Source organism: Granulicella sp. L46 (assembly GCF_009765785.1).
Taxonomy (GTDB): domain Bacteria; phylum Acidobacteriota; class Terriglobia; order Terriglobales; family Acidobacteriaceae; genus Granulicella.
On the sequence record NZ_LMUT01000016.1, the window covers coordinates 425,281 to 450,598 of the forward strand.

Sequence of the window (25,318 nt, forward strand, 5' to 3'; positions counted from 1 at the left end):
CTGGAGATCTCACAAGGCGTTTGCGTTCGTGATGGGTGCATGTACGATTGCGACGATTGGGTATGCGGCGTCGACTGTGACGACTGTGCATGGACAGGAAAAGGCGGCTGCGCCTGCGCCTGCAGTTGCGCGCGCGCAGACTGCGGCGCCGACGGAATCGAACGAGGATAATACGCAGTTCTTTACGCAGAGGGTGCGTCCGGTGTTGGCGCAGAACTGCTACAAGTGCCACACGGACGAGGCGAAGGGTGGACTGCGGCTGGACTCGCATGAGGCAGTGTTGAAGGGCGGCGATTCAGGACCGGCCATCGTGCCGGGGGTGCCGGACAAGAGCCTGATGATCGATGCGGTGAGGCAGACGGGCGATTTGAAGATGCCTCCCAAGGGCGTGAAGCTGAGCGATAGCGATATTGCGAACCTGACGGAGTGGGTGAAGCGTGGCGGAACGTGGGATAGCGCGGAGGCGACCGTGCCGGGGGTGGCGCTGACCGCGGCCGAGGCGAAGGGTGCGCCGGGCGCGGATTATTTTGAGAACAAGGTACGGCCAATCCTGGTGAACTCCTGCGGGAGTTGTCACGAGGAACGGACATCGGGCGGGTTGAGTATTACGTCGCGGGCTGCGTTGCTGAAGGGCGGGGACAGTGGACCGGCGATTGCGCCGGGCGATCCGGAGAAGAGCCTGCTGCTGGTTGCGGTGCATCAGACGGGCGCACTGAAGATGCCCAAGGGCGGCAAGCTGAGTTCGGAGGATGTTGCGGTGCTGACCGAGTGGATTCGGATGGGCGCACCGTGGCCGCAGACGAAGGCACCGATGGTGTTGGCGGGCAAGCAGATCACGGAGCAGATGCGGCAGTTCTGGTCGTTCATGCCGCTGGTGGAGCCGCCGGTTCCGCCGATTAAGGATCCGGCGCTGAAGGGTTGGGCGAAGATGGACATCGACCATTTTGTGCTGGCGGAGTTGGAAGAGAAGGGCATGAAGCCGGCCCCGATGGCGGATAAGCGCACGCTGATTCGGCGGGCGACTCTGGATTTGACTGGGCTGCCGCCGACTCCGGAAGAGATTGAGGCGTTTGAGAAGGACAACACGCCGATTGCGTTTGCGAAGGTGGTGGACCGGCTGCTGGCGTCGAAGCAATATGGCGAGCGTTGGGGACGGCATTGGCTGGATGTGGCGCGGTATGGCGACGATGATATTCGGGGACTGGATCCGCGCGGACGCGGCTATATGCCGATGGATGGCGCGTGGGTGTATCGGGACTGGGTGATCAAGGAGATCAATGATGATCTTCCCTACGACCAGTTTGTGAAGCGGCAGCTGGCGGGGGATCTGATGTCAGTGCATCCGACGGCAGAGGATTTGAAGGGCACTGGCTTTTTGGGAGGAGCTCCTTGGATCTGGGATCAGGCGGAGCCTATACAAGGGCGCGCGGATGAGCGTAACGAGCGCATCGATGCGGTGACGCGTGGATTCCTGGGACTGACGGTTGCGTGTGCGCGCTGCCATGATCACAAGTACGATCCGATTCTGGCGAAGGACTACTATGCGCTCGGCGGCGTGTTTGCGAGTTCCAACTATAAGGAATACGCGTTCATGCCGGACTCTGAGGTTGAGTACTGGCGCCAGCAGTTTAAGGACGCCAACGAGAAGGACAAGGCAGCGCAGGATTACAGCCGGGACGAGGCGCAGATGTTGGCCAAGGCGTATGCCGCGCAGACCTCGAAGTACATGGTTGCGGCGTGGCAGGTGGCCGGCAAGCTGAAGATGAAGGTACAGGATGCGGCTGACGCAGCACAGCTCGATCCCGAGATGCTGGATCGGTGGGTGGCGTTTCTGGCTAAGAAGCCACTGTTCTATCCATACCTGAAGGAATGGCAGTTGATGATCGCCGAGGGAGGCACGGAAGACCAGGCGAAGTATCTTGCCGATTCGTTCCAGAGGCGAGTGTCGGATCTTGTGATTGAAGAGAAGGCCATCGAGGACGAGAACGACAAGATCAAGGCGAAGGCCGGGGTTCCGACTGAGCGCGAGAAGGATGTGAAGCCGAACGAGTTCGACACGTATGACCAGTTCTGTCCGGGTTGCACGCTGGAACTGAAGGTGATGAGCACGGAGAAGGCGAATCTGTACGAGGATCTTTTCCTGCGGCAACTAGGAACGGGAATTTTCGACGAGCGCGGGTTACCTGGGTTGTTTGTGTTCCGCGGATGGGATCTGGAGCGGCGGCTGGGACCGGCTGAGCAAGCTTACATGGCCGAGTTGCAGAAGGACGGAAGCCACTATAAAAAGCTTGGGCAGATTTATCCATTCGTTCATGGCATGTCCGATAAGCCGCAGGCGGTGAACATTGCGCTGGACCTGCGGGGAAATCCGCATGCGCATGGCGATCCGGTGCAGCGCGGATTCCTCACGGTGCTGAGCCCTCCGGGCGGAAAACCTTACACGCAGGGAAGCGGGCGGTTGCAGCTTGCTGAGGACATTATTGCGAGTCCGATTGCAACGCGCGTGTTTGTGAATCGCGTGTGGAAGTGGCACTTCGGGACGGGCATCGTGAACTCAGCGGATAATTTCGGTAAGGTTGGTGATCCGCCCTCGGATCCGGCGTTGCTGGAGTATTTGTCGGTGCAGTTCCGGAAGGATGGCATGTCGATGAAGAAGCTGCAGCGGATGATCATGCTTTCGGCGGTGTATCAGCAGAGCAGCAAGGAGACGCCGGACGAGCACATCAAGGATCCGCTGAACCGGTATTACTCGCATTTCTCGGTGCAGCGGTTGGACGCGGAACAGTTGCGTGATTCGATGCTGTTTGTCGCGGGCGACTTGGATACCAAGGAGCCTGGAGGACCGGCGACACCGCTGGGAATCGATAACGACAAGCGGACTGTGTATGCCAAGGTGAGCCGTTTCCGGATCGATCCTTTTCTGCAGGCGTTCGACTTCCCGAATCCGACGTTTACCGCGGAGCAGCGCTTCTCGACGAACGTACCGGTGCAGCGGCTTTATTTCATGAACGATCCGTTTGTGTACAAGCAGGCGGAGGTGCTTTCGAAGCGTGTTTACACGGCAGGCGACGATACGGCGCGCATTACCGAGGCGTATCGGCTGCTGTATGGGCGAGCGCCGACTCCATCGGAGTTGCAAGCAGGGCTCGACTTCCTGAAGACCACTCCAGAGAAACCTGGGTACATGGTCAACCAGGAACCGATCAGCGCGTGGAAGGAATATTGCCGCGTGCTGTTCAGCTCGAACGATTTTGAATTTTTGAATTGAGCGTTAATCGATACACTGGATCCAGTAAGACGGGTCCACGGCCATCCAGGAACGTACAAAGTAGTACGCGGGAGATCAGATCATGTCTTGTGAGAAACCGAAACCAGTTACACGCCGCGACGCCCTTCGCAAAATTGGCGGCGGATTTGCGATGATGAGCTTCGCCAGCATGATCGGCGAATCGTTGGCAAAGGCCGAAGTTCTGGATAAAGAGAATCCGGGATCGGTGGCGGCGGATGCGTCCACCGTGAAGCCGTGGATGCTGCACGATCCGAACTTCAAACCGAAAGCGAAGCACGTCATCTTCCTGTTTATGAATGGCGGCTTGTCGCACGTGGATAGCTTCGACAATAAGCCGATGCTCGCGAAGTATCACGGGCAGCCGATGCCGGGCGGAGACCTGGGCCACGAGCGCAAGACGGGCACGCTGATGAAGTCGCCGTTCGAGTTCTCGCGCTATGGCAAGAACGGACTCGAGGTGTCGGAGCTGTTTCCGAACGTGGGCGCGTGCGCGGACGACATCTGTGTGGTGCGGTCGGTGTATACCGAGATTCCGAATCACGAGCCGGCGCTGATCATGATGAATACGGGCGCGAACATTATTGGGCGACCCTCGATGGGTGCATGGTTGACCTATGGTCTGGGCACAGAGAACAAGAATCTGCCGGGATTTGTGGTGCTTTGTCCACAGGTTCCGTCAACGGTAGGACCGCCGCTTTGGAGCGCGGGCTTTCTTCCGGCGGTGAACCAGGCAACGTATGTTACGAGCGATACCAGGGATAAGAATTTCGATCCGTACAAACTGATTCCCGACATTCACAACGACAAGTACGACATTACGCAGCAGCGCAAAGAGATTGACCTGGTGAAGAAGCTGGACGCGATAAGCGAGCAGCAGACCTATGGGATGAGCGCCGATGCCGATGCTGATCCGCAGCTTGAGGCGACGATCGGCTCGATGGAAACAGCGTACCGGATGCAGACGGAGGCTCCCGATGTATTCGACGTGCGTAAGGAATCCGAAGCCACGATCAAGATGTACGGAGAGGGCTCTACGGCGCGTGGATGCTTGACGGCGGCGCGGTTGATTGAGCGCGGGGTGCGGGTGGTGCAGGTGTATTACTCGATGGGCGATCCGTGGGACGCGCACCAGGATATCCAGTCGCACCGTAAAAACGCGAAGGATTCGGATCAGCCGTTTGCGGCGCTGATCAAAGACCTGAAGGGACGCGGACTGCTGGACGAAACGATCATCGTGTGCGGTTCGGAGTTCGGACGCACGCCGGTCGTCGAGCTGGGCGGAGCAGGGACACATGCGGGGCGCGACCACAATCCGCATGGGTTTACGATGTGGCTGGCGGGCGGCGGTATCAAGGGCGGCATGACGTACGGTGCGACCGACGACTTCGGGTGGAAGGTGGTGGATAAGCCGGTGCATGTGCACGACATTCACGCTACGATTCTGTACCTGATGGGCATCGACCACACCAAGCTGACGTTCCGGTCCAGCGGGCGTGACTTCCGGTTGACCGATGTTTCGGGAAACGTGATTCACGACATCATTGCTTAGGGATTTAGCACTGGCCCCGTCCTTGCCTGTTAGCTAAAGGGTAAGGGTGGGGCTTTAACTTTGCAGGCCTCAGGATTTTCGATTTATGTCGCTCAGGAAGACAATCTCAGTCGCTGTTTTGGTTTGTATGCCCGTACTGGCGGGCTGCCGTGCGACTCCGCCTTCCAAGGCGGAAACCTCCGTCGCGAATTGGACGAAACATCACATCACCGTGCGCGGAAAGAAGGATGTGAATCCGTATAAGGCGACGGAAGACAATATCGCTGAAGGCAAGGATTCGTTCACCTCATACTGCGTGGTGTGTCACGGGTTGGACGGACAGAATACCGGGGTTCCGTTTGCTGAGACGATCTCACCACGGGTGCCGTCGCTGGCGTCGCAACAGGTGCAGCAATATGCCGACGGGCAGCTGAAATGGATCATCCAGAACGGGATCTGGCCATCTGGAATGCCACCGTCGAAAGGCGAGTTTTCCGATCGGGAGATGTGGGAGATGGTGCTGTATATCCGGCATCTGCCGCCGGCGGGGAGTCTTGGCAGTCCCGCAGTTTATAGTGGCGGGACCGGCAAGTAAGGCGCGACTACTGGGGCATGACGGCTCCGGCTTTAACCCACTGGGTGACGATGGCGATGTCGGTGTCCGAGATCTGAGGCTTGTTGGGCGGCATGGGGCCGGGGTCATCCACAGGTCCCTCGTGACGGATTAGCTTGATGAGAAGCGAATTGGCCGGGTCGCCGGGAACGACGACGGGGCCGTCGTGGCCGCCCTTGAGCAGGCCCGAGCGGGTGTCGATGTTGAGGCCGCCGCGGTGATTGGTGCCACCGTGGCAGCGAGCGCAGTTGGCGTCAAAGATGGGTTTAACTTTAGTGATGTAAAACTCGGGCTTGGAGGCATTCTCATGGGCTGCCACGGTGGTTGTGTTGATTAGTGCAAAGCTGACAAGGGCGGCAGCGCCGAGTCCTGGAATTATGGCGAAACGTAAGTTCATTTAAACCCCGGGTGATTGTTTTTGCGTTCGATTTAGTGTTGCTACGGTTGTGACTGCTCCCACATCTTTGATCTTTGTTCTTCTACATGCTTCTTGTAGGCTGCGCGGTCCGCGGCACTATTGGAGCCGGAAGGCCAGACGGTAAAGTCGCGCAGGGCGAGACGCTTCGGCGTGCCATGCATGGAGAGCAGCGCGTCTTCGAGCTCGAGCAGGGAACCGAGCGACATAGCGAGCTCGTGCTCGTTGGGTTGATACATGGTGCCGACGGGGTAATCGAGGAATGGCGTAGCGGACTCCTCGATGTGGTTGCCGAGAACATTTGCGATCGGTTTGCCTTCTGTGAACTTGATGAGCCGCTCAACGCTTGCCTGGAAGGCGGGGAAGTCCTGGACGTAGAGGCGGCCGGGATACATGGTATCTCCGGAGAGCAGGACACCGGTGTTGTGATCATAGAAAGCGACGCTGGCAGCGCTATGGCCGGGGATCGGGATGATATCGAGGACGCGACCGCCGAGGTCGACATGGCCAATGTCCTCCGGCCAATGCGCGATGCCGAAGAACTGGCTGTTGGCTTCGACCGAGGCAGCGACGAAAGTGACGGGTATGGAAGGGTCGTTCATCGACTGTAGGGCTTTGTCACCCCACGTGTGGTCTTCATGTTCGTGGGTGTGGGTAACGATGAGCGGGATGCTGGTGCGGCCATTGCGTTTGAGCCAGTTCTTGATGGTGAGCTGCAGCATCGGCGTGAGGTCGCCGTTGCGCGACCCGGTGTCGACGAGCATGGCTTTGTCTTTGCCGAAGAAGAGAAAGACGAAGGGTTTTTCGTAGTCGGTGCAGGGTGATTGGCGGAGGATGAAAAAGTTCGGGTTGTACTCATGCACCTGCCACTCGGGGATCTCCATGCACTTGGGTTGCTGGGAGAGCCAGTGGGCGGGAAGCGTGCCACGCTCAAGGTTGCCGCCGTCGGGTTGGGGAAACTGCGCGAATGCCGGCGTCATCGAGAGGCACAGAGCAGCCGCGAGAGCATGTGCGACTAAAGAGTTGCGGAACATTGGGACCTCGGTCTTGCTAAGAAATAGTACAGTGGGGCTCACCCCGGTTGGGATGAGCCTCAGTCTTCCTCGACCCATGGGCTAGAAGATGTACTTGCCAGAGAACTGCATCTGGCGGGGTTGAAGTAGCAGCGCACCAGGACCATTGAAACCAGCGGCCTGGTTTTGATATACGCCGAAGTTGGGGCTGTCCCCTGCGATTTGGGGTATACCGAAGCGATTTGTGTTGATCACGTTGAAGACCTCAACGGTGATCTTGAACTGTTGCTCACGCCAAGTGCGGATCGACTTCGAAAGACCATCGTCGACAGACAAGTAGCCGTCTGAACGAAAGTTGTTTCGTTGGCCGGATTCGCCTGGATAGGCGAAACGCAAGTTAGCGGCCGCCTGAGCCGACGAGATGCCGTTAAGTGCAGTCTCTTCCCTGAGGGAAGCGTCGTAGTGATGGCCGCCCGTCGGAATGGGGCCAGTTTGCACCATATTGCTGTTGAACGCGAAGTTTGTGCCCCAGACGTTTTGAGCGACTGCGCTGAAGGGAAAGCCGGTGCTGTAGTGCACGACGCCGTTCAACTCCCACCCGCCGACCAGGCGATCCGTCCATCCACCGCCGTTCAGGAATTTCTGGCCCTTGCCGAAGGGGAAAGGAATCGAATAATTGGCAGTGATATTGTGGCGCACGTCGAAGTCAGAGTTTGCGTACCACTGGTGCGGAGAGAATGCGTTAATGATAGGGCTGCCGTTCGTGTTGCGTTCTGGATCGGAGCCCTCGTCGAGTGAGTGCGACATCGTGTAGTTCACGTCGTACTCGAGTCCGGAGTGAAGCACCTGCCGTACGGAGAGTTGCAACGCGTTGTAGTTGCTCACACCCGTGGTGGACTGTACGTAGACCGAAGACGTCTGCGGGAAGAAGAAGCGGAAGCTCTGTCCGCTGGGTGATGCGGTAGGGTCGGTATCTGCCTGAAACAACGTATTGGTCTCATTGCCACTGTTGGCCATGAGCGACGCGTAGTAGCCCTGAGCGCCGGTGTAGTTAATGCCTGTTACGCTATCGGTTGCGCTGAAGTTTGGAAAGAGATTTTGAAAGTAACCGCTGTTTGGGATCACAGCTGCATCGACGCCTGCGTCGATCATCTTGCGATAAATAGTAGCGGCCTGGAAGTAGGTCATCCCGCTGCCGCTGTCGTAGAAGTTGGTTGGCATAGCGACGTCTAAGTTTTGCAGCAGATGACGTCCAAGACGGCCGACATAAGATGCCGTGACCGAGAGGCTCCTGGCAAATTCATGTTGGACCGTCAGGTTGAATGTCTCGGCGTATGGCGTCTTTTGATGGTCGTTGATGCTGTAGTCGAAGGTGAAGGGGCTCTCCGCGGGCGTGTAGGGAAGTGGGAGAGGCGTCGTGGCACCCGGTACTGCGGGGACATCGTGGTATCCGGTGAACCGTGGATTGGAGTTGATATCGGTGTAAGTCGCAAGATTAGTCTGCGAGAGCGAGAGCAGCGATTGGGGGTTGGACTGGTAGGAGTCGATCACGCCCGCGCCAAAGTGATCGTAGGCGATGGCGAAACCGCCCCGAACAGAGGTCTTATTGTCGTTGGTGGCCCAGGCGAACGCAATGCGCGGAGCGAAGTTCGCCTTCTGTGCGGTCCAGAAGTTGGGCTGTCCGTTATGCGAGCCGGCCGCCCGGAACGAGATATCCGTGTCGTACGGATTTGCGTTCACCGCACCGTTCACTCTGTTCGCGAAAAAAGTGTTGAGCGAGATCACGGGTGCAATCTCCTGACCGTTCTTCTCATCAGGAACACCGAGATAGACGTACCGGAGTCCCGCAGTGATCGTCAACTGGCTGGTCGCCTTCCATTGATCCTGGAAGTAGTACTCCTGCTCAAGATTTCTGAAGGTGTGGGTCGGAACGACGCCTGCGCCCTGAGGAACCAGTTGGTTGTTTTGAACCAAGAACTCTGTGCCGGAGGTGGCTGCTTCGATGACGCCCGCATTAGATATGATCGCGTCGTTGTAGTTCGATTCGAATGCCCCCGCCACTGGAGCGCAGTCGGCACCGCACTGGCCGGTACTTGGGTCGAAGCTGCCTCCCTGGTTTGCGATCGCGGCGGTGGCCAGCAAGTTTGGCGTCACCGAAGCTTCTCGCAGGAGTGGAGCGTCAAAGTACTGAGAGTTGGACAGGTAGATGAAATCCACGCCCGCCTGGAAAACGTGACGCCCCCTCACGTACGTAAAGTCGTCGTCGAAGTCGTTGGTGGTTACGTGGTACACGGTAGAGGTCGTGGCAGCGGTCAGCGTGTTGAACGCACCGAAGTTGACGAAAGGTTCGCTACCTGTTCCGCGCGAGGCGTTCCCAAGCCGGACGAGGCCGTAGCGGAAGTTGTTTGTCATGCGGTCATTGATCGACCAGGTATGTCCGGCAGCGATTCCCTTATTGTTGCCGAAGATGTTTGACGCGGCCGGCAGACCCGGAAACTGCAGGGATGTCGACTGATTGTCCGACTGCAGGTTTCCACGCACAAACAGCGTCTGGCGCGGGGTTACGTTCCAGTCGATGCGCGCGATGTTCGTAATTTGATGGATGGGTGCGGGCGATGTGAAGTTATATCCCCCTGTGTTCAGTAGATCCCCGGCCCCGTTCGCATTCGAGATAGGAAATTGCTGGAAGTAGGCCACCGATGCTGTGTTCGTAGCGGGAGCGTAGCAAGTCGCCGTTGCACAAGCGGGATCCTGCGAACGCTGATCGAGCGTAGCAATGTCCGCCGGCGTCAGCGTCAAATTCGTTGGGTTGGCGCAGTTGATCGAATTGCCTACTCCGCAGGTTTGATAGGTGACGTTCCCGGTGACGAGCCCGCCACCGCCAAGGGTGGAGGGGACAGTCTGGCCTACCACGATATTGCTGGCCTGCTTGAAGCCTTCATACGCTCCGAAGAAGAAGAGCTTGTTTTTCTTGATTGGAAGTCCGAGTGACGCGCCATACGTATTCTGAAGCACCTTCGCTTGAACATTGGCATCGCCGCTTTCAAGTTGGGACTGCTTGTTGAACCAATTGTTCGAAGCAGTTGCGGACCCGCGGTAGAACTCGTACGCGCTACCGTGGAATCCATTTGTTCCGCTCTTGGTGACGAGCGAAACTTGTCCGCCGGAGGAGCGGCCTGCGTCAGCATTGGCATTGGTCGTGGTTACGCGAAACTCTTCAACCGAGTCACGCGTCGACCGCAGAGCGCCGTTGAAAGCATAGCCGAAGATCTGGTCGTTGTTATCGACACCGTCCAGGGTGATGTTGGTTTGATCCTGGCGTGCACCATTGACGATGCCGGTGCGGGAATCGACGTTGAGGCCGCCGGTTTGAGCACCGCTATCGAGCCCTAGAACTCCCGGCTGCAGTGAAAGCAGGTAGGTTACGTTGTTCGCAAGGTACGGCAGGTTGGCGACCTGTTTGCTGTCGAAGGCTTTACCGAGGGTAGCGTCGGTGCTGTTGATCGTGGCAATGCTGCTCTCGACGTTGACGACTTCGCTGGAGCCGGCAGTCAACTTGAATGTTAGGTTGACGGGGGTGGAGACTAACAGTTCCACCTTTTCGTCCAGCTCGGAGAAGCCGGCGGTACTGACTTTTACCTCGTAGGTGCCGGGCGCAAGCTGCTCAAAGGAGAACTCCCCCTTAGACTTTGTCGTCGTGCTCTCGATCTTTCCTGAAGCTGCATTGGCGATATTGACGGTGGCGCCGGGGATTATGGCTCCACTGGTATCGACGACTGTTCCCGACAGCGAGGTCGTGTTGGTCTGCGCCGTCAGCCACGGCGCGGCCAGCAGAAGAAGGAACATACATGTCGTGCAACACCTGATGATGCGGTTCTTCATGAACATCCTCCTGGGCGGGGAAAGAGGTGAGTCAGCGAGGCAAACGATCCGCCGGAACGGATGATGCGCCGAGTGGTATCCCGACGAGACCTCTGCATGTGGTGGTTGTGGCAGTCCAATGACTGAGTGAGCTGCTCGGTCACAGCCTTGAGAATGCCTAATCCATAATTGGTGTGCGCTGATTATGCGGACACCAGTCCTAGAAAGCAATCAAGTCCGGACTGACTCGATGGGGGGAATAGAAATCTTCTATTTATGCTGAAGAATAGAAATCTTCTATTGTGCGCTAGAATCGCAGAAACGATCTGTTCGGGGCCCGGAATCGGCTACTTGTTATGAGACGCACGATCTGGTCGGCGTGCGGGCAGCTGAACCATCTATTGCTAGCTGAACAAACCCCCTTTGGGAGAGGACACGCGTGGACTTCGATTGGCTAACTACATTTCTTGAAGTCGCTCGACAGAAGAGTTTTTCGCGCGCTGGCGAGAAACTGCATTTGACACAACCGTCGATCTCGGCACAGATCCGTGCTCTTGAATCGCACCTGGGACACCGTCTGCTAAATCGCGGCGGCGGCAAAGTTACACTGACGGCCGCAGGGCGTGTCTTCCAGCCGTTTGCCGAGCAGTCGCTGTCCCAGCTTCGGCACATACACCTGACGCTGGCGGACATGGAGCGGATGCCGCGCGGCACGCTCACGGTGAGCGCGAACGACTCGACCGCGCTGTATGTTCTGCCACTGCTCATCAGCAAGTTCAAGAAGCAATATCCTCGGGTGGCTCTGAACATAGTGCGGGCAGAGCGAACGAAGACAATTGAACTGGTGCTGGAGCGCGAGGTTGAATTTGGCATCGTGTCGCTGCCGGTGAAGGATGCAAGGCTGCATGTCGACATGATTCACAGAGACAATCTGGTGCTTGTGGTGCCAGCGGGTCATCCGCTGACAGAGCTTGAGACGGTGACACTGCCGCAGGTATCGAAGTATGGCTTCCTGTTGCCAAACCGAGGCCGGCGCAGGGAATTGCTGGACTACATGTTCGAGCAGCACAAGCTAGCGCAGCGCATAACGATGGAACTCGATTCGAGCGAGTTACTGAAGCGGCTTATCCTTGCGGGTCTGGGTGTAGGCTTTCTGCCTCGGATCAATGTCGTCACCGAAGTGAGGCAGGGACTATTGCAAACAGTTGATATCGAGGGGGTCGATCTGCCAAGGCATCTCGCGCTTATCAACCGGCAGGATGCGACGCTCACACGCGCCGGCAATGCGTTCTTCACCTTTGCAACGGGACGGGCGCGCGGAGTGCTGATGAAGGAGACGGTCGCGGCGAGTTCCGCAGCGGATCTTGAAGAATTCTAGTAGGCTCCCCATCTTTCTGCTGGCGATGCCGCGAAGGCGGCTATCCAACGTGATGATCAGAAGATGGCCGCATTCCTGGAGAAGGCGAACGTTCTAGCGCCCAAGTACCGCACGGAACTCCTGCAGGAAGCGTAGCCCGAAGCAGCAATGGGATGGGGCTGGCCGCAACCTTACATCTTGGTGTATTGTTTAGTACAAAATATGCACGTAGACATAAGCAGAGGATTCTAAATTGGAAGCCGGCTGAGGCCCGATCGATGTTGATACACGACGGAATGTGTGCGGGCTCACCAGTTGTATGGTGTCTTCTGGACCCTTTTAGAAATTATCATGAGGAATCCGCGTGGACGGAATAGGAACGCAGTTGCGGGCAGCCCGACTTCGGCTGGGGCTCACTTTGCGCGAAGTGGAAGATCGTACGAGTCAACTTGCCCAGCAGTGGGGGAACAGCGCGTATCGTATCTCCGCCAGCTGGCTTGATCGGGTGGAACGCGAAAACCGAGGGCTTTCGGCGACGAAACTCATCGTTCTCGCATTTATCTACAACCTCACTATGGAACAGATGTTGGCATTGTGTCCGGGCGTGAGCGAAAGTCCAGGACAACTCGAATTGGTATCGAGCCCAAATTCCACGCTCCTGCTGAGTGAAGGGCCGCTTGCCGATCATGCCAGGCTTTGGCTACCGGATTCGCTGTTGACCGGACCCCCGCCCGAGGACACGACGCTGTTTCGGTCGGATCAGGGAGTTCTTCCGGTTCACTATCGGCGGGGGATCATCGGCCGGAGAGATCGGACCATGGAACCGATGATTCTGGCGGGGTCGATTGTCCTCATTGATACGCGTAAGCGCGCCATCGCAAAGAGAAAGGACTGGGTCAACGAGTTTGATCGTCCTATCTACTTTCTGCTGACGCGAAGCGCCTATTTCTGCGGATTTTGCGAGTTGGACAAAAACGGAGAGTACCTGAAGTTGGTGCCACACGCTCTCTCGCCTCAAACCGAAGACGACGAACAGAGGCGCTGGCAATACAGAAAACAGGTTGAGGTCGTTGGGACGGTTGATGCAGTATTTACGCGTCGTATCGCGTGATCCGAAAGCGCTGAGGCATCTGCGGAAGCGAGTGGGCTAGAGAGCTCGCTGCAGATCGGCTAGCCCAGGTAGATTGGCCTGTTCATATAAAGCTAAAACTTCACGGGTCATGTGATAGTAGATGGCCACCGCCTGCTGGAGGTATTGTGCCGCATCTGCCGGCGGACGACCCGACTTTGCGGTCGCTTTCAGGCGGCCGATGTGCCACTCCACCTCCCGCGCGTTCAATCGAAGTTGCTCGGCGATGAGTAGAGCCTCCGGATACCATTGCTGGACGTAAAAAACCAGGTCGACCAGTACCGAACAATTCTTTTCCATGACGTCGATGCCGCGCATTCCACCCAGCAATTGCCAGATATCTTCCGGGCTCATCGTGTCAACCCAATGGATGTCCTGATCAGGTTGAACTGCAGGATCCTCTGCGATTCGCTCGAGGTTCTGGTGATCCAGAGGGGCAAGCCGCTTGAGCAACTCCTCCCACTTGCCATAGGGATAGAGTTCGCGCCGGCGATTGCGCAGATAATAATACGTCCCAATTCCGAGGATCGAAGCAAGGAATACGAAAAGCAAACCGAAGAAATCAAGGTTGCGAATGGTCATTATCGTTTCAAGGCCCGGAGCTTGCGTAAATCGTATTCCACGCGTCTTTGCAAAGTAAAGAGTTGTCGCTGTGCCTCTTCGGGAAGCTCCTGCGGAGCGGGTGCGGGCAACCACAGCATGACGATCCAATAGGAAGCGCAGAGGAGATATGTCGACATACGAACATAGGTCAAACTCTCAAAGGCCGTAGTATTTCGGGTCAGAATGTTGTGTCCAGCTTCGGTTAGCAGGCCTATCAAGGAGTAGAAACCCAGACCCTGGGCGATCCGGGCAACATGAGTATTCCATGGGAGATTTGCGGTCGATGAAAAGGCGATCATCCCAACGAACAGCTCGCACTGTAACGCGGACGAGAACAGATTTCCCCGGTCGAGAAGCATGCCTAAGACGGTCTTCTCTGGAGGGGAGGGAAGGCAGGACAACCCAAATGCAATGGCGACCGAGGCGACCACCAAAATGAAAAAGCCCTTGCGAATGTCGGGCGCCCATGTGCCCGTCGGGCAGAAAACATGACGCGCAAGCTCGTAGGTTACGGACAATTGAAGGACAAGATCCAGGACGGCGAACGCAAAATATGCGACGAAATAGTCGTGCTTCGATCCATGCAGCGCGACCTCGTAAAGCACGATGGAATTCAGAACATTGGCTGCGATGAGGGTCGTGAAGACGGGGAAGCTCCCTGCGCGATGGCGACCCAGAAGTACTAACAGCAACAGGATTTGCGCGGTTAAGCCGGCCGCCCAGAACGCAAAAATAGTCCCGTTTAAATGCATCTCTTACGCTCCTGAGGGCGGCCGATCGTCGCTGCCGATTCCAACTATCTCATGCTGGTGGAAGGATGCCGAGAAGAATCGTGACGATTATCTGAGGTTCGGGCGCGGTTCCGGTTACTACCTGGGGTTCGGGATTGGATCCTGTCACAACGGTGGGTTTGGTTGGTGTGGTGGATTGTGCCGCTACCGTCCCGATGGACAGAGCGAGGCTTGTGAAAGTGACGGCAACGCTGGATATGCGGGAAATGTTCCTGACCATGATTCGCTCCTTAGCGCTGGATAGCGCTGCGGGGAAGGTAGGCGTCAGGAGGCTGGATCTTTACGAATGATTGCGCCAAGTTGCGTAAGAGAAACATCCATACCCTGTGAGAGCGGAGTGCTCAAAGTCACAGAACATTCAACATTTGCCATAAATAAGCGATTTAATCCATTTTCATCGCCGGCCTATTGTTGATAAGCAACAAGTTAGACATATAATGGACGCAATTTTGAAAGAGTATTAGTGGTCGTTCGAAGCGCCGCGCAGAGCCTTGCGGCCAAAGAAACCAGTTTCATATTTTGCGTAAGACACACCTGCCAGCACGACCTCAGATGCAGGTACATTCCTGGGAATCGGGAACACGATCGGGGTCCTCATCATGGAGCATTCAAAAGACATTGCTGACGCGATCACTACATTGATCAAACTGATGGTCGATCACCCGGAGGGCGTTAGAGTGGAATGCGTCCCGATCACCGACGGGAGCTCTCTTCGCATCTCGGTCGACGCTGCTGATATTGGCAAAGTCATCGGAAAGCAGGGGCGGACGGCGAGGTCCTTGCGGATACTGGTGACAGCGATGGGGATGGCCAGTAAGCAGCGAATCAGCCTCGATATCCAGGAGTGACCCGGCATCCAGGAGTGGCCGGCCTACAGGCTCTGGACGATATTTACCGCCTTTGCCAGAGAAACCTTACATATTTCGCGTGGATGTGGTTAGAATCACCGTGGGCCACAATGTCTCTGGTTTAGGATCCCGGCATGTATCACGTTTTGTTGCGAGCGATGTTTGGCGTGTTGCTGGCATCCCCTTTTATTGTTGCGATTGCCTACCTGATGGCAATCTTCGATCGTGCGTGCTGGAGGTTTCAGCGCAAGCATGCCTATCGTCCAGGACCGCGTTAGCCTGTCCGTGGCATGCCGCACACGAGAGCGTGGATCTAGCGGTATATCGTCTGATATTGCGGTTCTCTCTCTATCCAGTTCTTCCAGTCTTCTGAAGCGTCTGAGACCGGACTACCCTAATGTCTGGATCGCTTTTACCTGTCTGGAGGAAATTTTGTGACTGCAGTGGTTGTGCCCATCGATTCGATTCGGATGCCAGGCGCTTCTAAACGTGGGTCGGGCGCGGATAGCGTTGGGGCACAGCTCGGAAGCTTCATCGATGAATCGCGGGTCTTGACGCGGATGATCGACCGCATTGCGTTCGCCTCGGATGCAAGTCTGTATCGCCTAATTCCTCGCGCCGTGGTTCAACCCGTGAACTCGGAGGAAGTGCGCAAGCTCTTCCAATTCAGCCGCGAGCGGAAGATCCCTTTGACGTTTCGTGCAGGCGGCACGAGTCTTTGCGGGCAGGCGATCACGGATGGCATCCTTGTCGACATTGGCCGCTATTGGCGTATGGGCGCGGTCGAGGAGAACGGGCGATCGGTGCGCGTGCAGCCCGGATTGATCGGGCAACAGGCTAACCAGATGCTCAAGCAATATGCGACGAAGATCGGCCCGGATCCGGCGTCGATCAGCGCTGCGCGGATGGGTGGAATCCTCTCCAACAATGCCAGTGGCATGTGCTGTGGCGTGTCGCAGAATGCCTATCACACGCTGCGCTCGATGACCTTCGTTCTGCCGTCGGGAACGGAGATTGATACCGCCCTTCTAGATGCAGATATTCGTTTTCGCGAGAGCGAACCGCGCCTGGCCGCCGGCCTCTTGGAGTTGAAGCAGCAGGTGGAAGCGAATTCAGAGCTGTCCGGACGGATTCGCGCGAAGTATCGAATGAAGAACACGACGGGATATTCTCTGAACGCGTTTCTCGATTATTCCGATCCGGTGGAGATCTTCAGCCATCTGCTCATTGGGTCTGAGGGAACGCTGGCATTTATTGCCGAAGCGGTTCTGGAGACGGTGCCGGATCTGCCCGTCAAGTACACTGGCCTGCTTTTGTTTCCCGATCTGCATGCGGCATGTGAAGCCATTGCACCGTTGCGTGAGGCGGGAGCGGCTGCACTCGAGTTGATGGACTGCGCCTCTCTGCGCTCGGTTGAACATAAGCCGGGCATCCCGGCGGAGATTCGCGAACTGCCGAACAACGCCGCGGCTCTCCTGGTTGAGTTTCAGACGGCGGACAGAAATGCGGCTCAAGAGAACGCAGATCGCGCGCAGACTGCGGTGCAGGGACTGAAGCTACTGAGTGAGGCGCACTTCACTGACGATCCTGTGGCACAAGATCGCTTATGGAGTATCCGTAAAGGATTGTTTCCATCGGTAGGCGCGGTGCGAGCCGCCGGCACCACCGTCATCATTGAAGATGTTGCGTTTCCGGTCGATCGCCTGGCCGACGCTGCGGTGGATTTGATTCATCTGTTTGAGAAGCATCACTACGACAACGCGATTATCTTCGGTCATGCCAAAGACGGAAATCTTCACTTTGTCATAACGCAGGGCTTCAATACGGAAAGGGAAGTGGCGCAGTATCGTGATTTCATGGCGGACCTGGTGCGACTGGTCGTGCAGAAGTACGACGGCGCGTTGAAGGCCGAGCATGGAACCGGCCGCAACATGGCCCCGTTTGTCGAGACGGAGTGGGGTCCCGAAGCGTATGCGATGATGCGAAAACTCAAGGCGCTTGCCGATCCGGATGACTTGCTTAACCCCGGGGTCATTCTCAACTCGGATCCCGAGGCTCACCTTGCAGACCTTAAGAAGATGCCCGTGGTGGAGGCGGAAGTCGATAAGTGCATTGAATGTGGATACTGTGAGCCAAAGTGCCCGAGCCGCGATCTAACCCTGACCCCGCGACAACGGATTGTGGTGCGGCGTGAGATGCAGCGATTAAAGGATTCCGGGGCCAGCAGTGCCGCGCAAAACGACCTCGGTGCAGACTTTCAATACATGGCCCTGGATACCTGTGCCGTGGATGGATTGTGCGCCACCGCGTGCCCCGTGAATATCGATACGGGGACGCTGACCAAGCGCTTCCGCCGTTTGCGCCACACCGCATTTGCGAATCGCGTGGCAGCGGGTCTCGCGCAGAATTTCACGCTGGTAGAAGCCGGAGGCCGTCTCGCGTTGGCGGCAGGGCATCTTGTTCAGGAAGTATGCGGGCTTCCATCCATGCGCGGCATCACCCGACTCTTGGATAAGGCTACTCGCAGCATGATGGATGAACCCTTCTGGCAGTGGTCGGCGGAAATGCCAGGAGCGCGGCGCGGCTCACTGCCTATTCGCACCCCGACAGAACCCGATGCCGTTTACTTTCCTGCATGCATCTCGCGGATCATGGGTGCGCATCCGGGGGAGCAACCGGAGATAAGCGTCATGCAGGCAATGCTTAACGTTGCGGACCGCGCGGGAGTGAAAATGTATGTACCTGGAGATATCGCGGGAAATTGTTGTGGCGTGCCATTCTCCTCAAAGGGCTTTGAGACCGCCCACTCCGCCGCTGTCAATCACACGGTGGAGAACTTTTTTCGTTGGTCCAAAGAGGGAAGGTTGCCGATTGTGATCGACACCAGTCCATGCACCTATGGACTCAAGACCGCGCGTCCTTATCTGAACGCTGAAAACCAAGTCAGGTTCGATGCACTAACGATCCTCGACTCCGTGGAGTTCGCGCACGACCAGTTGTTACCCAAGCTTCCGATTTATCGCAAGGTTCACTCGGTCGCGGTGCACCCTGTATGTTCGGCAGTAAAGATGGCGATCACACCGAAGTTGGTGCGAATCTCAAACGCGTGCAGCGATTCCGTGTATGTGTCGCCGGACGCGGGGTGCTGCGCCTTCGCCGGCGATCGGGGATTCTTGTTTCCCGAACTGACTGCTTCTGCTACTGATGTGGAAGCAAGACAGGTTCGGGAGGAAGAACACGATGGATATTACTCGAGCAGCCGAACCTGTGAGATAGGATTGACCCGAGCGACGGGTAAGGTCTATCAGTCCTACTTGCAGTTACTTGAATACGCCTCGCGCAGCGGCCGCGACAGCGAAGCAGATTGAGAAGCTAGAGCCCGTGGTTCGAGAAGGGGGCAAGTTGGCATTAGGCTTTGCCCTAAGCCAAGCTGGGAAATTGCGTTCCTCCGATCAAAAGGCTGTTCTTCTCGAGCGATCGGAGGGTAAAGTATTAGTTCAATCCACCATTTGTCTCGAGGTTTCTCCTACATGACTTCATTGCAACTCGACTTGAAGCGTCTGTTTCTGACTGCCCTCATCGTTATGACAACAAGCATTAGTCTGTGCGGTGTCGCAACAGCCGCAGGTCCGCTCTTGCTGAGAAATCCTTCTCTGAGCAAAGACAAGATTGCCTTCCTGTACGCAGACGATATATGGACCGTGCCCCGCACTGGTGGAGAGGCCGAACGTTTGACCTCCGTGGGTGCAGTCACCGAAGGACCGTACTATTCCCCTGACGGCACACAAATCGCCTACTCCACGCACGAGCATGGGCAGGTCGATGTCTACGTTGTAAACGCCGAAGGAGGAGTGCCGAAGCGGCTTACGTGGGAGCCGACCGGTAACTATGCGGTGGGTTGGACCCCAGATGGAAAAGACGTCCTGTTCGCATCGATGCACGCGAGCTACTCAGACTATTTCCGGCTATTCGAGACGCACGCCGACGGGACAGGAACGCCTACGGTGCTTCCGCTGCCAAGTGCGGAGACGGGCAGTTTCTCGCCGGACGGAAGTACCCTGGCCTACGAGCCCATTCTCCAGTGGGAGGACGCCTGGAAGCATTATCGCGGTGGTCAGACGAAAAAAGTCTGGCTCGTCAATATGAAGAGCCTCGACCTGGTCAAGGTCCCGCGCGAGAATTCGAACGACTTCAATCCGGTGTGGGCAGGGAATTCGGTTTACTTTCTATCGGATCGAAACGGGCCCGTATCGCTCTTTCGCTATGACACGGAGAGCAAGGCCGTGACGCAGGTGGTCGACAATCACGGATACGATCTCAAGACAGTCGCGGCAGGCCCGGGCGCATTAGTGTATGAGCAGTTCGGCTCGCTGCATTTGTATGATCTCAATACAAAAACGGAGCAGCCAGTTCCGGTCACCATTCACGGAGATCTCGCCGAACTAACTCCTCACCTCGCGAATATTTCGGCGGACCAGGTGCAGAATATCGGGGTGTCTCCGACGGGTGTCCGTGTGCTCGCAGAGGCTCATGGAGACATCTTCACCCTTCCGGCAGAAAAGGGAGATACGCGGAACCTAACGAAGACACCGGGGGTTGCAGAACGCAATCCGTCCTGGTCTCCCGACGGAAAATCGATTGCGTATTTCAGCGATGCGTCCGGAGAATATCAACTCTATATTCGAGACCAGGATGGGCTCCACCCTCCAAAGGTGATCGACCTCGGGCCGAATCCCTCGTTCTTCTACGATCCGCGCTGGTCGCCGGATTCCAAGCATATTGCTTACTTGGATAAGCACCTGCACCTTTGGTATGTCGACGTCGACGGTGGCAAGCCGGTACTTGTCGCTACGGGCTTGCGGGGGAGTTTTGGTGCGTCAACGGAGCTAAGCTGGTCGCCCGACTCGCAGTGGATCGCATACACGCGCGATCTTGAGAACCAGTTGCACGCGGTGTTCTTCTACTCGCTGGCGACGCGCACGTCCACCCAGATTACAGATGGAATGAGCAACGCTGCGCACCCCGTTTTCGACGCCAGCGGGAAATTCCTGTACTTCGCCGCCTCAACCAACAATGGACCTTCGGATGCCGGAATTGATCTGTCCTCGTTGGATCGGGCGACCAGCAGCAACGCGTATGTGATCGTGCTGGCAAAGTACGGAATCTCGCCAGTGCCGCCTGAGAGCGATGAAGAAAAGACGGCAGAAGAGGCGGACAAGAAGACCGACGACACCAAGCCGGCGGCGAAGAAGGACGCAGACAAAACGCAGGATAAAGAAGTAGCGAAGGGCGATGAAAAGAAGGACGCCGCAAAGAAAGACGAAGTGAAGCCGACGGTCATCGACCTGCCAGGGATTGGCAACCGGATCCTCGCGCTTCCTATTCCTTCACGGAATTACGTTGACATGCAGGTAGGGAAAACCGGGGTGTTGTTTCTGGCGGAGGGAAGCCCTGTTGGGCGCGTTTCGAGTGGTGGTGGCGCGCCGATCCGCTCGCTTTGGCGATTCACAACCGAGAAGCGCAAGACCGAGGAGATATTCAATAATCTGACCGGCTTTGCAATTAGCGGAAATGGAGAACAGTTGTTGGCCATGCGCGAGGGGAGTTGGTTTATCACGCCGATCTCCGAGCTGAAGACGGGTTCACCCGAGGCTCCGCAAGGTAAGCCCATCAACAACGAGGGAATGTTCGCCACGATCGATCTGCGCCAGGAGTGGAAGCAGCAGTATCGCGAGACCTGGCGTATCCAGCGAGACTTTTTCTACGATCCACATCTGCATGGCCTTGATCTGGCGAAGATCTCCGCGAAGTATGAACCGTATCTGGAGGGACTGGCATCGCGGTCGGAGTTTACCTATCTGAACAATGAGATGCTGGGGGAAATTCAAATCGGGCACATGTTTATCCGTGGCCCGGAAGACCCAGATAAATCCCCAAAGCCTGGCCTGCTTGGTGCAGATTATGTCGTCGAGAACAACCGATACAAATTCTCAAAAATCTATAACGGCCAAAACTGGACGCCCGCGCTGACCGCGCCCCTTACGTTGCCCGGCATCAATATAACAGAAGGCAAGTACCTGTTGGCGGTGAATGGGCGCGAGCTATATGCCACCGACAACTTGAACAGCTTCTTTGACGGGACCGCCGGAAAACAAACGGTACTTCGAGTGGGAAACAAGGCTGACGGCACTGATGCCAGAGACGTAACGGTAGTTCCTACGGACTCGGAACACGGGCTTCGGAACCTGGATTGGATTGAATCCAACCGGCGCAAGGTTGATGAATTATCCGGTGGCAAAGTGGCTTATATTTATATGCCGAATACCGGGGGCGCGGGCTACGACAACTTCAACCGTTACTTCTACTCGCAGCTGGATAAGCAGGGAGTGGTCCTCGATGAACGCTATAACGAGGGCGGTTTCATCGCCGACTATGTCGTGAACGTGCTGGGACAAAAACCATTGAGTGCCGCGATCGAACGCGATGGCGAACCAGTCCATGATCCCGAGGGTGCCATCTTCGGACCGAAGGTGATGATCATTAATCAGTCCGCAGGTTCAGGTGGCGATGCCATGCCGTGGTACTTCCGCAAAGCCGGTCTCGGAACACTTGTAGGCGTTCGAACATGGGGAGGCCTGGTTGGCATTGGAGGCTACCCGACCCTGATGGATGGTGGTTCGGTGACATCCCCGCGGTATGCCATCTATGGACTACATGGTGACTGGGAAGTAGAAGGTCACGGCATCGCGCCGGATGTTGAAGTAGAGGAATATCCGAAGGATGTCGCGGCAGGACACGACGTGCAGCTCGAGCGCTCAGTTGAGATTGTCATGCAGCAGTTGAAGGAGCATCCTGTAACAACGCCCCCGATCCCCGCTTATCCGAACTACCATCAGAACGATGGTCTGGGCCATCCATAGCCAATGAGAGAGTACATACGCACTCTCTCACCGAGTAAGGCAGCTTAGAAAACCTCATCGTCGCCGATCGGCATGCCGGGCGGGGCCGCAATTGGTTTGGCCGGAATAAACTTTTCCGGATCCCGATTGAAGTCCTCGATGCGCTGAATGATGGCGGCGCGATGGATGGCCTCGGCGGTATCGCTTAGCGTCGCAGCAGAACTCCACTGCTTGAGAAGATCGTTAATGTGCGACCGAGCGATAGCGCGTGCCTGCGTGGACGCCTCTGGATTGATCGCAAGAGCAAGCATCGCTTCGAGGGAGCGAAACTCAACCGCACGTTCCACCTCGGACGACATAGAGTGCCCTGCCTCGGGCCGTTCCGCAACCGTAGTGGAGATTGCCTCGAGGATAGACCGCAACGAAGGGCTCCCCGGAACGCGCATATGGTATTGCACGAGACGGGATGCCCGCGATGGATCAAGAAGTACCTGGAGCGTAAGATCCGCGGCGCATTCCGCCGCGGCAATCGGATCGAAGGTGAGGCCAGTCTGCGAAGGGAATGACTCCTGCGTGCGAGGATAGCCAGGCGGAACGGGCGGAAGAATCTTGAGAAGCGACTCGGGCAGCGTCAGCGTTTCGGGACTCAGCGTCCGTAGAACGGCTTCGAGAGCTTTGCGCTGGTCTGCAGGCGCCACGATCTCTGGATCCGCTAATCCATCGCCTCGCCCGTTGTAACGATAGTCGAGGCCACCGATCTCTTTGATAGCGGCTTCGGTCTGGTAGCGGTGGAATAAATAGATAGGCACCAGCGCAAGCTCAAGCTGCGACATGGGTGTACCGGGCTGGATCACGTCAGGGCCGAAGTTCTTGAGCGCGGTCGCTCGCACCTGAAGGACCCGCGTAAGTTCTGCAGCAGGGTCAGCACCGTTGTCCCAAAGATGCGCACGAGGTTGAGCAGAACCAAAAGGACGCGCATCTTCATCAGTAATGAACAATTGGCCGCGATGATCGGCGTCGGTCAGAATCTTCCTAAGCGCGGCATCGACATCGGTATCCGACGCGAACTGCCGGTAACCGTAATCAATCGCAACCTTGTCCCAGTCGCCAATATGATCGGCATAGGCGTGTGACGTATCAATGGTTCCATTCTTGTCCAGCGTGACGTAGGGATGCGGATAGTCCATGACGCTGTCGGATTGAGAGACGCTGGAGGCTGCAAAGTTATGCGCAAGTCCGAGCGTGTGGCCCGTCTCATGGGCCGCAAGTTGGCGAATGCGCGCCAGGACCATCCGGAGCATCGGATTGTCGTCGGACTTTGGCAGATGACCATCTTTATATGGGGCGAGCAGACCTTCGGCGATGAGATAATCCTGGCGCCCGCGCAACGAACCTAATGTGACGTTGCCCTTGATGATCTCTCCAGTGCGCGGGTCCGCGAGCGCCTCGCCATAGCTCCAGCCACGTGTATACCGATGGACCCACTGGATGATGTTGTAGCGAATATCCATGGGGTCAGCGCCCTCGGGAAGCAGATCAACGCGGAAGGTTCCAGCTGCCCACCCGGCCGCCTGGAACGCCTGGTCCCACCAACGCGCGCCCTCGACTAACGCAGTGCGAATCGGCTCAGGCGCGCCGCGATCGACATAGTACTGAATCGGTGTGACGGCCTCGCAGTTCGTCGTACAGTTTGGATCTTTCTTGACGAGGCGGTGACGAAGAATGAAGCGCTGCATAACGTCGTCACCAAGTGGCGCTGTCAGATCGCGGAATGAGGAAGGGAAGTAGCCTGCACGCGGATTGAACCGACGAGGGATGAATCCAGGCGGAGGCAGCTCAATGAAGGAGTGACGCTCACGCAGCGTCATGGCGTGCGGGTCCGGCGTGACGTCGGCGACATACGGAGCTTTCAGTGGGCCCTCGGCCGTGAAGGTGAGCACTGCTTCTATCTCGGTGTTCTTCGGAAACCCTTTCGTGTCCTCGAGCGCGACGGTGGATCGCGTTGCGTCGACATGATAAGCGCCCTGGTGGAGCGCAGCCAGCGTTTCAACAACCCGATGAGCATCGTGAAGAAAAAAATCGGTCGCGTCCACGAGCACAGCACCGGAAGGATCTTCGGCGGCGACAGTAAAGCCCCAAAGAATGGACTCTGGAAAAGATTGCGTGACGGCGAGAGTTTCGGCGGAGTCGGTAGAGGAACTGCGGAAGCTACTGTTCGGTTGCACCAGGAGAACCTTCGGCCCGGACCTCTCGAAGCGAACAATTCGACCTTCGGATAATTGACCGCGATCGAGGCCAAGATCGTTGGAACCAGTGCCATAGGGCAGCGAGTTGGTGTAGAGGAGATCGGTGTCAAGGTGCGGGATTTCAAGGTATAGCTTTCCCGCTGCCGGATCCCAGTCGAGTGGCAGAAAGCCATCGATGCGGTGCATGCCCGACGACTTCGCAGCGATCGATGGCAATTGGTTGGCGGGTGTCTCGGCGTTAGCGGGAACGAACGTCAGAAGCAGGGCGAGAAGAAGGCTCGTGCGCATGGGTATTTTTACCATGCCTCTTTGGTTATCAGACGCATTGAGATGCTTGACGGTCGGTGACGGCAGCGAATGCGCGTGAGTGGCGAATAGCTGCATGGAAAGGGAACATGATTCGCTTACCGGTCCGGCAAACCGAATAACGTCCAGCTCCAGTGGTCGCTGCTAAGCATGTATCTCTCTTCCAATCAGGCACATCAGGTGCCGTAATTCTTCGTTTGACAAGATGGTCAGTTTATAAGTCCCCGCCCTGTGACGAAGGTCACAGGTTGTTCGCTATGTGGAGACTATGGTTGCACTTGTTGGGATCCAGGCCAATCTCCAGCGGTTTTATCGCAGTTAGAACGCGCCAATAGAGGTGTTTTACATGGGACAGATGCCCCGCAAGACAACGAAGTATTTTCTTCTGATCGCAGTGGTTGGGGTGATGACGATGTGGGG

At 56.8% G+C, this 25,318-nt stretch carries 16 protein-coding genes; 9 read left to right on the top strand and 7 right to left on the bottom strand.

Annotated elements, in window-relative coordinates:
* Window positions 1-31: 31 nt before the first annotated feature.
* The 3 genes from GSQ80_RS18740 (at window position 32) to GSQ80_RS18750 (ending at window position 5,412) form a co-directional block, all read left to right on the top strand.
* Entirely contained in the window at window positions 32-3,268 is a 3,237-nt protein-coding gene (locus tag GSQ80_RS18740; RefSeq protein WP_158789214.1) for a PSD1 and planctomycete cytochrome C domain-containing protein, read from the top strand.
* An 82-nt stretch (window positions 3,269-3,350) separates the two neighbouring features.
* Window positions 3,351-4,838 (top strand): DUF1501 domain-containing protein, encoded by a 1,488-nt coding sequence (locus tag GSQ80_RS18745; RefSeq protein ID WP_158789172.1) that lies wholly within the window; start codon window positions 3,351-3,353, stop codon window positions 4,836-4,838.
* Window positions 4,839-4,923: 85 nt separating this feature from the next.
* Window positions 4,924-5,412 carry a cytochrome c gene (locus GSQ80_RS18750; protein ID WP_158789173.1) on the top strand — a complete coding sequence of 163 codons (489 nt, stop codon included), beginning with the start codon at window positions 4,924-4,926 and terminating at the stop codon, window positions 5,410-5,412.
* Window positions 5,413-5,419: 7 nt separating this feature from the next.
* Here GSQ80_RS18750 and GSQ80_RS18755 read toward each other — a convergent pair whose 3' ends face one another.
* The 3 genes from GSQ80_RS18755 to GSQ80_RS18765 form a co-directional block, all read right to left on the bottom strand.
* Window positions 5,420-5,827 (bottom strand): c-type cytochrome domain-containing protein, encoded by a 408-nt coding sequence (locus GSQ80_RS18755; protein ID WP_158789174.1) that lies wholly within the window; start codon window positions 5,825-5,827, stop codon window positions 5,420-5,422.
* A gap of 41 nt (window positions 5,828-5,868) precedes the next feature.
* Window positions 5,869-6,879 (bottom strand): MBL fold metallo-hydrolase, encoded by a 1,011-nt coding sequence (locus GSQ80_RS18760; protein WP_254059766.1) that lies wholly within the window; start codon window positions 6,877-6,879, stop codon window positions 5,869-5,871.
* 81 nt (window positions 6,880-6,960) lie between these two features.
* Window positions 6,961-10,740, bottom strand: a complete 3,780-nt coding sequence (locus tag GSQ80_RS18765) for a carboxypeptidase-like regulatory domain-containing protein (RefSeq protein ID WP_158789175.1) — start codon at window positions 10,738-10,740, stop codon at window positions 6,961-6,963.
* Window positions 10,741-11,158: 418 nt separating this feature from the next.
* Between GSQ80_RS18765 and GSQ80_RS18770 the strand changes: the two genes are divergently transcribed.
* Complete coding sequence (locus GSQ80_RS18770; RefSeq protein ID WP_158789176.1) at window positions 11,159-12,097, top strand: LysR family transcriptional regulator; 939 nt, start codon at window positions 11,159-11,161, stop codon at window positions 12,095-12,097.
* A gap of 343 nt (window positions 12,098-12,440) precedes the next feature.
* Complete coding sequence (locus tag GSQ80_RS18775) at window positions 12,441-13,187, top strand: RodZ family helix-turn-helix domain-containing protein (RefSeq protein ID WP_158789177.1); 747 nt, start codon at window positions 12,441-12,443, stop codon at window positions 13,185-13,187.
* A gap of 36 nt (window positions 13,188-13,223) precedes the next feature.
* Here the strand turns inward: GSQ80_RS18775 and GSQ80_RS18780 are convergent, their stop codons facing one another.
* Genes GSQ80_RS18780 through GSQ80_RS18790 form a run of 3 tightly spaced genes read right to left on the bottom strand, consistent with a single transcriptional unit; the run spans window position 13,224 to window position 14,819 of the window.
* On the bottom strand, window positions 13,224-13,787 hold the full coding sequence (locus GSQ80_RS18780) for a hypothetical protein (protein ID WP_158789178.1): 564 nt from the start codon (window positions 13,785-13,787) through the stop codon (window positions 13,224-13,226).
* Complete coding sequence (locus GSQ80_RS18785) at window positions 13,787-14,560, bottom strand: hypothetical protein (protein ID WP_158789179.1); 774 nt, start codon at window positions 14,558-14,560, stop codon at window positions 13,787-13,789. Before GSQ80_RS18785 ends, GSQ80_RS18780 begins: the two co-directional genes overlap by 1 nt.
* A 49-nt stretch (window positions 14,561-14,609) precedes the next feature.
* Window positions 14,610-14,819: a hypothetical protein gene (locus GSQ80_RS18790; protein WP_158789180.1), complete on the bottom strand. Its 210-nt coding sequence runs from the start codon at window positions 14,817-14,819 to the stop codon at window positions 14,610-14,612.
* Window positions 14,820-15,198: 379 nt separating this feature from the next.
* Here GSQ80_RS18790 and GSQ80_RS18795 point away from each other — a divergent pair, with 379 nt between their 5' ends.
* From GSQ80_RS18795 to GSQ80_RS18810, 4 genes are all read left to right on the top strand, one after another.
* Window positions 15,199-15,447: a KH domain-containing protein gene (locus tag GSQ80_RS18795; RefSeq protein ID WP_158789181.1), complete on the top strand. Its 249-nt coding sequence runs from the start codon at window positions 15,199-15,201 to the stop codon at window positions 15,445-15,447.
* Between the two features lie 134 nt (window positions 15,448-15,581).
* Window positions 15,582-15,725, top strand: coding sequence for a hypothetical protein (locus GSQ80_RS18800; RefSeq protein ID WP_158789182.1), 144 nt, complete (start codon window positions 15,582-15,584; stop codon window positions 15,723-15,725).
* A gap of 156 nt (window positions 15,726-15,881) precedes the next feature.
* Window positions 15,882-18,815, top strand: a complete 2,934-nt coding sequence (locus tag GSQ80_RS18805) for an FAD-binding and (Fe-S)-binding domain-containing protein (RefSeq protein ID WP_254059767.1) — start codon at window positions 15,882-15,884, stop codon at window positions 18,813-18,815.
* A 162-nt stretch (window positions 18,816-18,977) separates the two neighbouring features.
* The gene (locus GSQ80_RS18810) at window positions 18,978-22,367 is read left to right on the top strand and encodes a S41 family peptidase (protein WP_158789183.1); all 3,390 of its coding nucleotides are present in this window, start codon (window positions 18,978-18,980) and stop codon (window positions 22,365-22,367) included.
* Between the two features lie 44 nt (window positions 22,368-22,411).
* Here GSQ80_RS18810 and GSQ80_RS18815 read toward each other — a convergent pair whose 3' ends face one another.
* A complete protein-coding gene (locus GSQ80_RS18815; RefSeq protein WP_158789184.1) occupies window positions 22,412-24,880 on the bottom strand; it encodes a zinc-dependent metalloprotease in 2,469 nt (822 codons plus the stop codon).
* Between the last annotated feature and the right edge of the window lie 438 nt (window positions 24,881-25,318).

Excerpts from the sequence above, each read along its gene's own strand:
- GSQ80_RS18740 (WP_158789214.1), top strand. The coding sequence starts at position 32 with ATGGGTGCATGTACGATTGCGACGATTGGGTATGCGGCGTCGACTGTG.
- GSQ80_RS18745 (WP_158789172.1), top strand. The coding sequence starts at position 3,351 with ATGTCTTGTGAGAAACCGAAACCAGTTACACGCCGCGACGCCCTTCGC.
- GSQ80_RS18750 (WP_158789173.1), top strand. The coding sequence starts at position 4,924 with ATGTCGCTCAGGAAGACAATCTCAGTCGCTGTTTTGGTTTGTATGCCC.
- GSQ80_RS18755 (WP_158789174.1), bottom strand. The coding sequence starts at position 5,827 with ATGAACTTACGTTTCGCCATAATTCCAGGACTCGGCGCTGCCGCCCTT.
- GSQ80_RS18760 (WP_254059766.1), bottom strand. The coding sequence starts at position 6,879 with ATGTTCCGCAACTCTTTAGTCGCACATGCTCTCGCGGCTGCTCTGTGC.
- GSQ80_RS18765 (WP_158789175.1), bottom strand. The coding sequence starts at position 10,740 with ATGAAGAACCGCATCATCAGGTGTTGCACGACATGTATGTTCCTTCTT.
- GSQ80_RS18780 (WP_158789178.1), bottom strand. The coding sequence starts at position 13,787 with ATGACCATTCGCAACCTTGATTTCTTCGGTTTGCTTTTCGTATTCCTT.
- GSQ80_RS18785 (WP_158789179.1), bottom strand. The coding sequence starts at position 14,560 with ATGCATTTAAACGGGACTATTTTTGCGTTCTGGGCGGCCGGCTTAACC.
- GSQ80_RS18790 (WP_158789180.1), bottom strand. The coding sequence starts at position 14,819 with ATGGTCAGGAACATTTCCCGCATATCCAGCGTTGCCGTCACTTTCACA.
- GSQ80_RS18795 (WP_158789181.1), top strand. The coding sequence starts at position 15,199 with ATGGAGCATTCAAAAGACATTGCTGACGCGATCACTACATTGATCAAA.
- GSQ80_RS18800 (WP_158789182.1), top strand. The coding sequence starts at position 15,582 with ATGTATCACGTTTTGTTGCGAGCGATGTTTGGCGTGTTGCTGGCATCC.
- GSQ80_RS18810 (WP_158789183.1), top strand. The coding sequence starts at position 18,978 with ATGACTTCATTGCAACTCGACTTGAAGCGTCTGTTTCTGACTGCCCTC.
- GSQ80_RS18815 (WP_158789184.1), bottom strand. The coding sequence starts at position 24,880 with ATGCGCACGAGCCTTCTTCTCGCCCTGCTTCTGACGTTCGTTCCCGCT.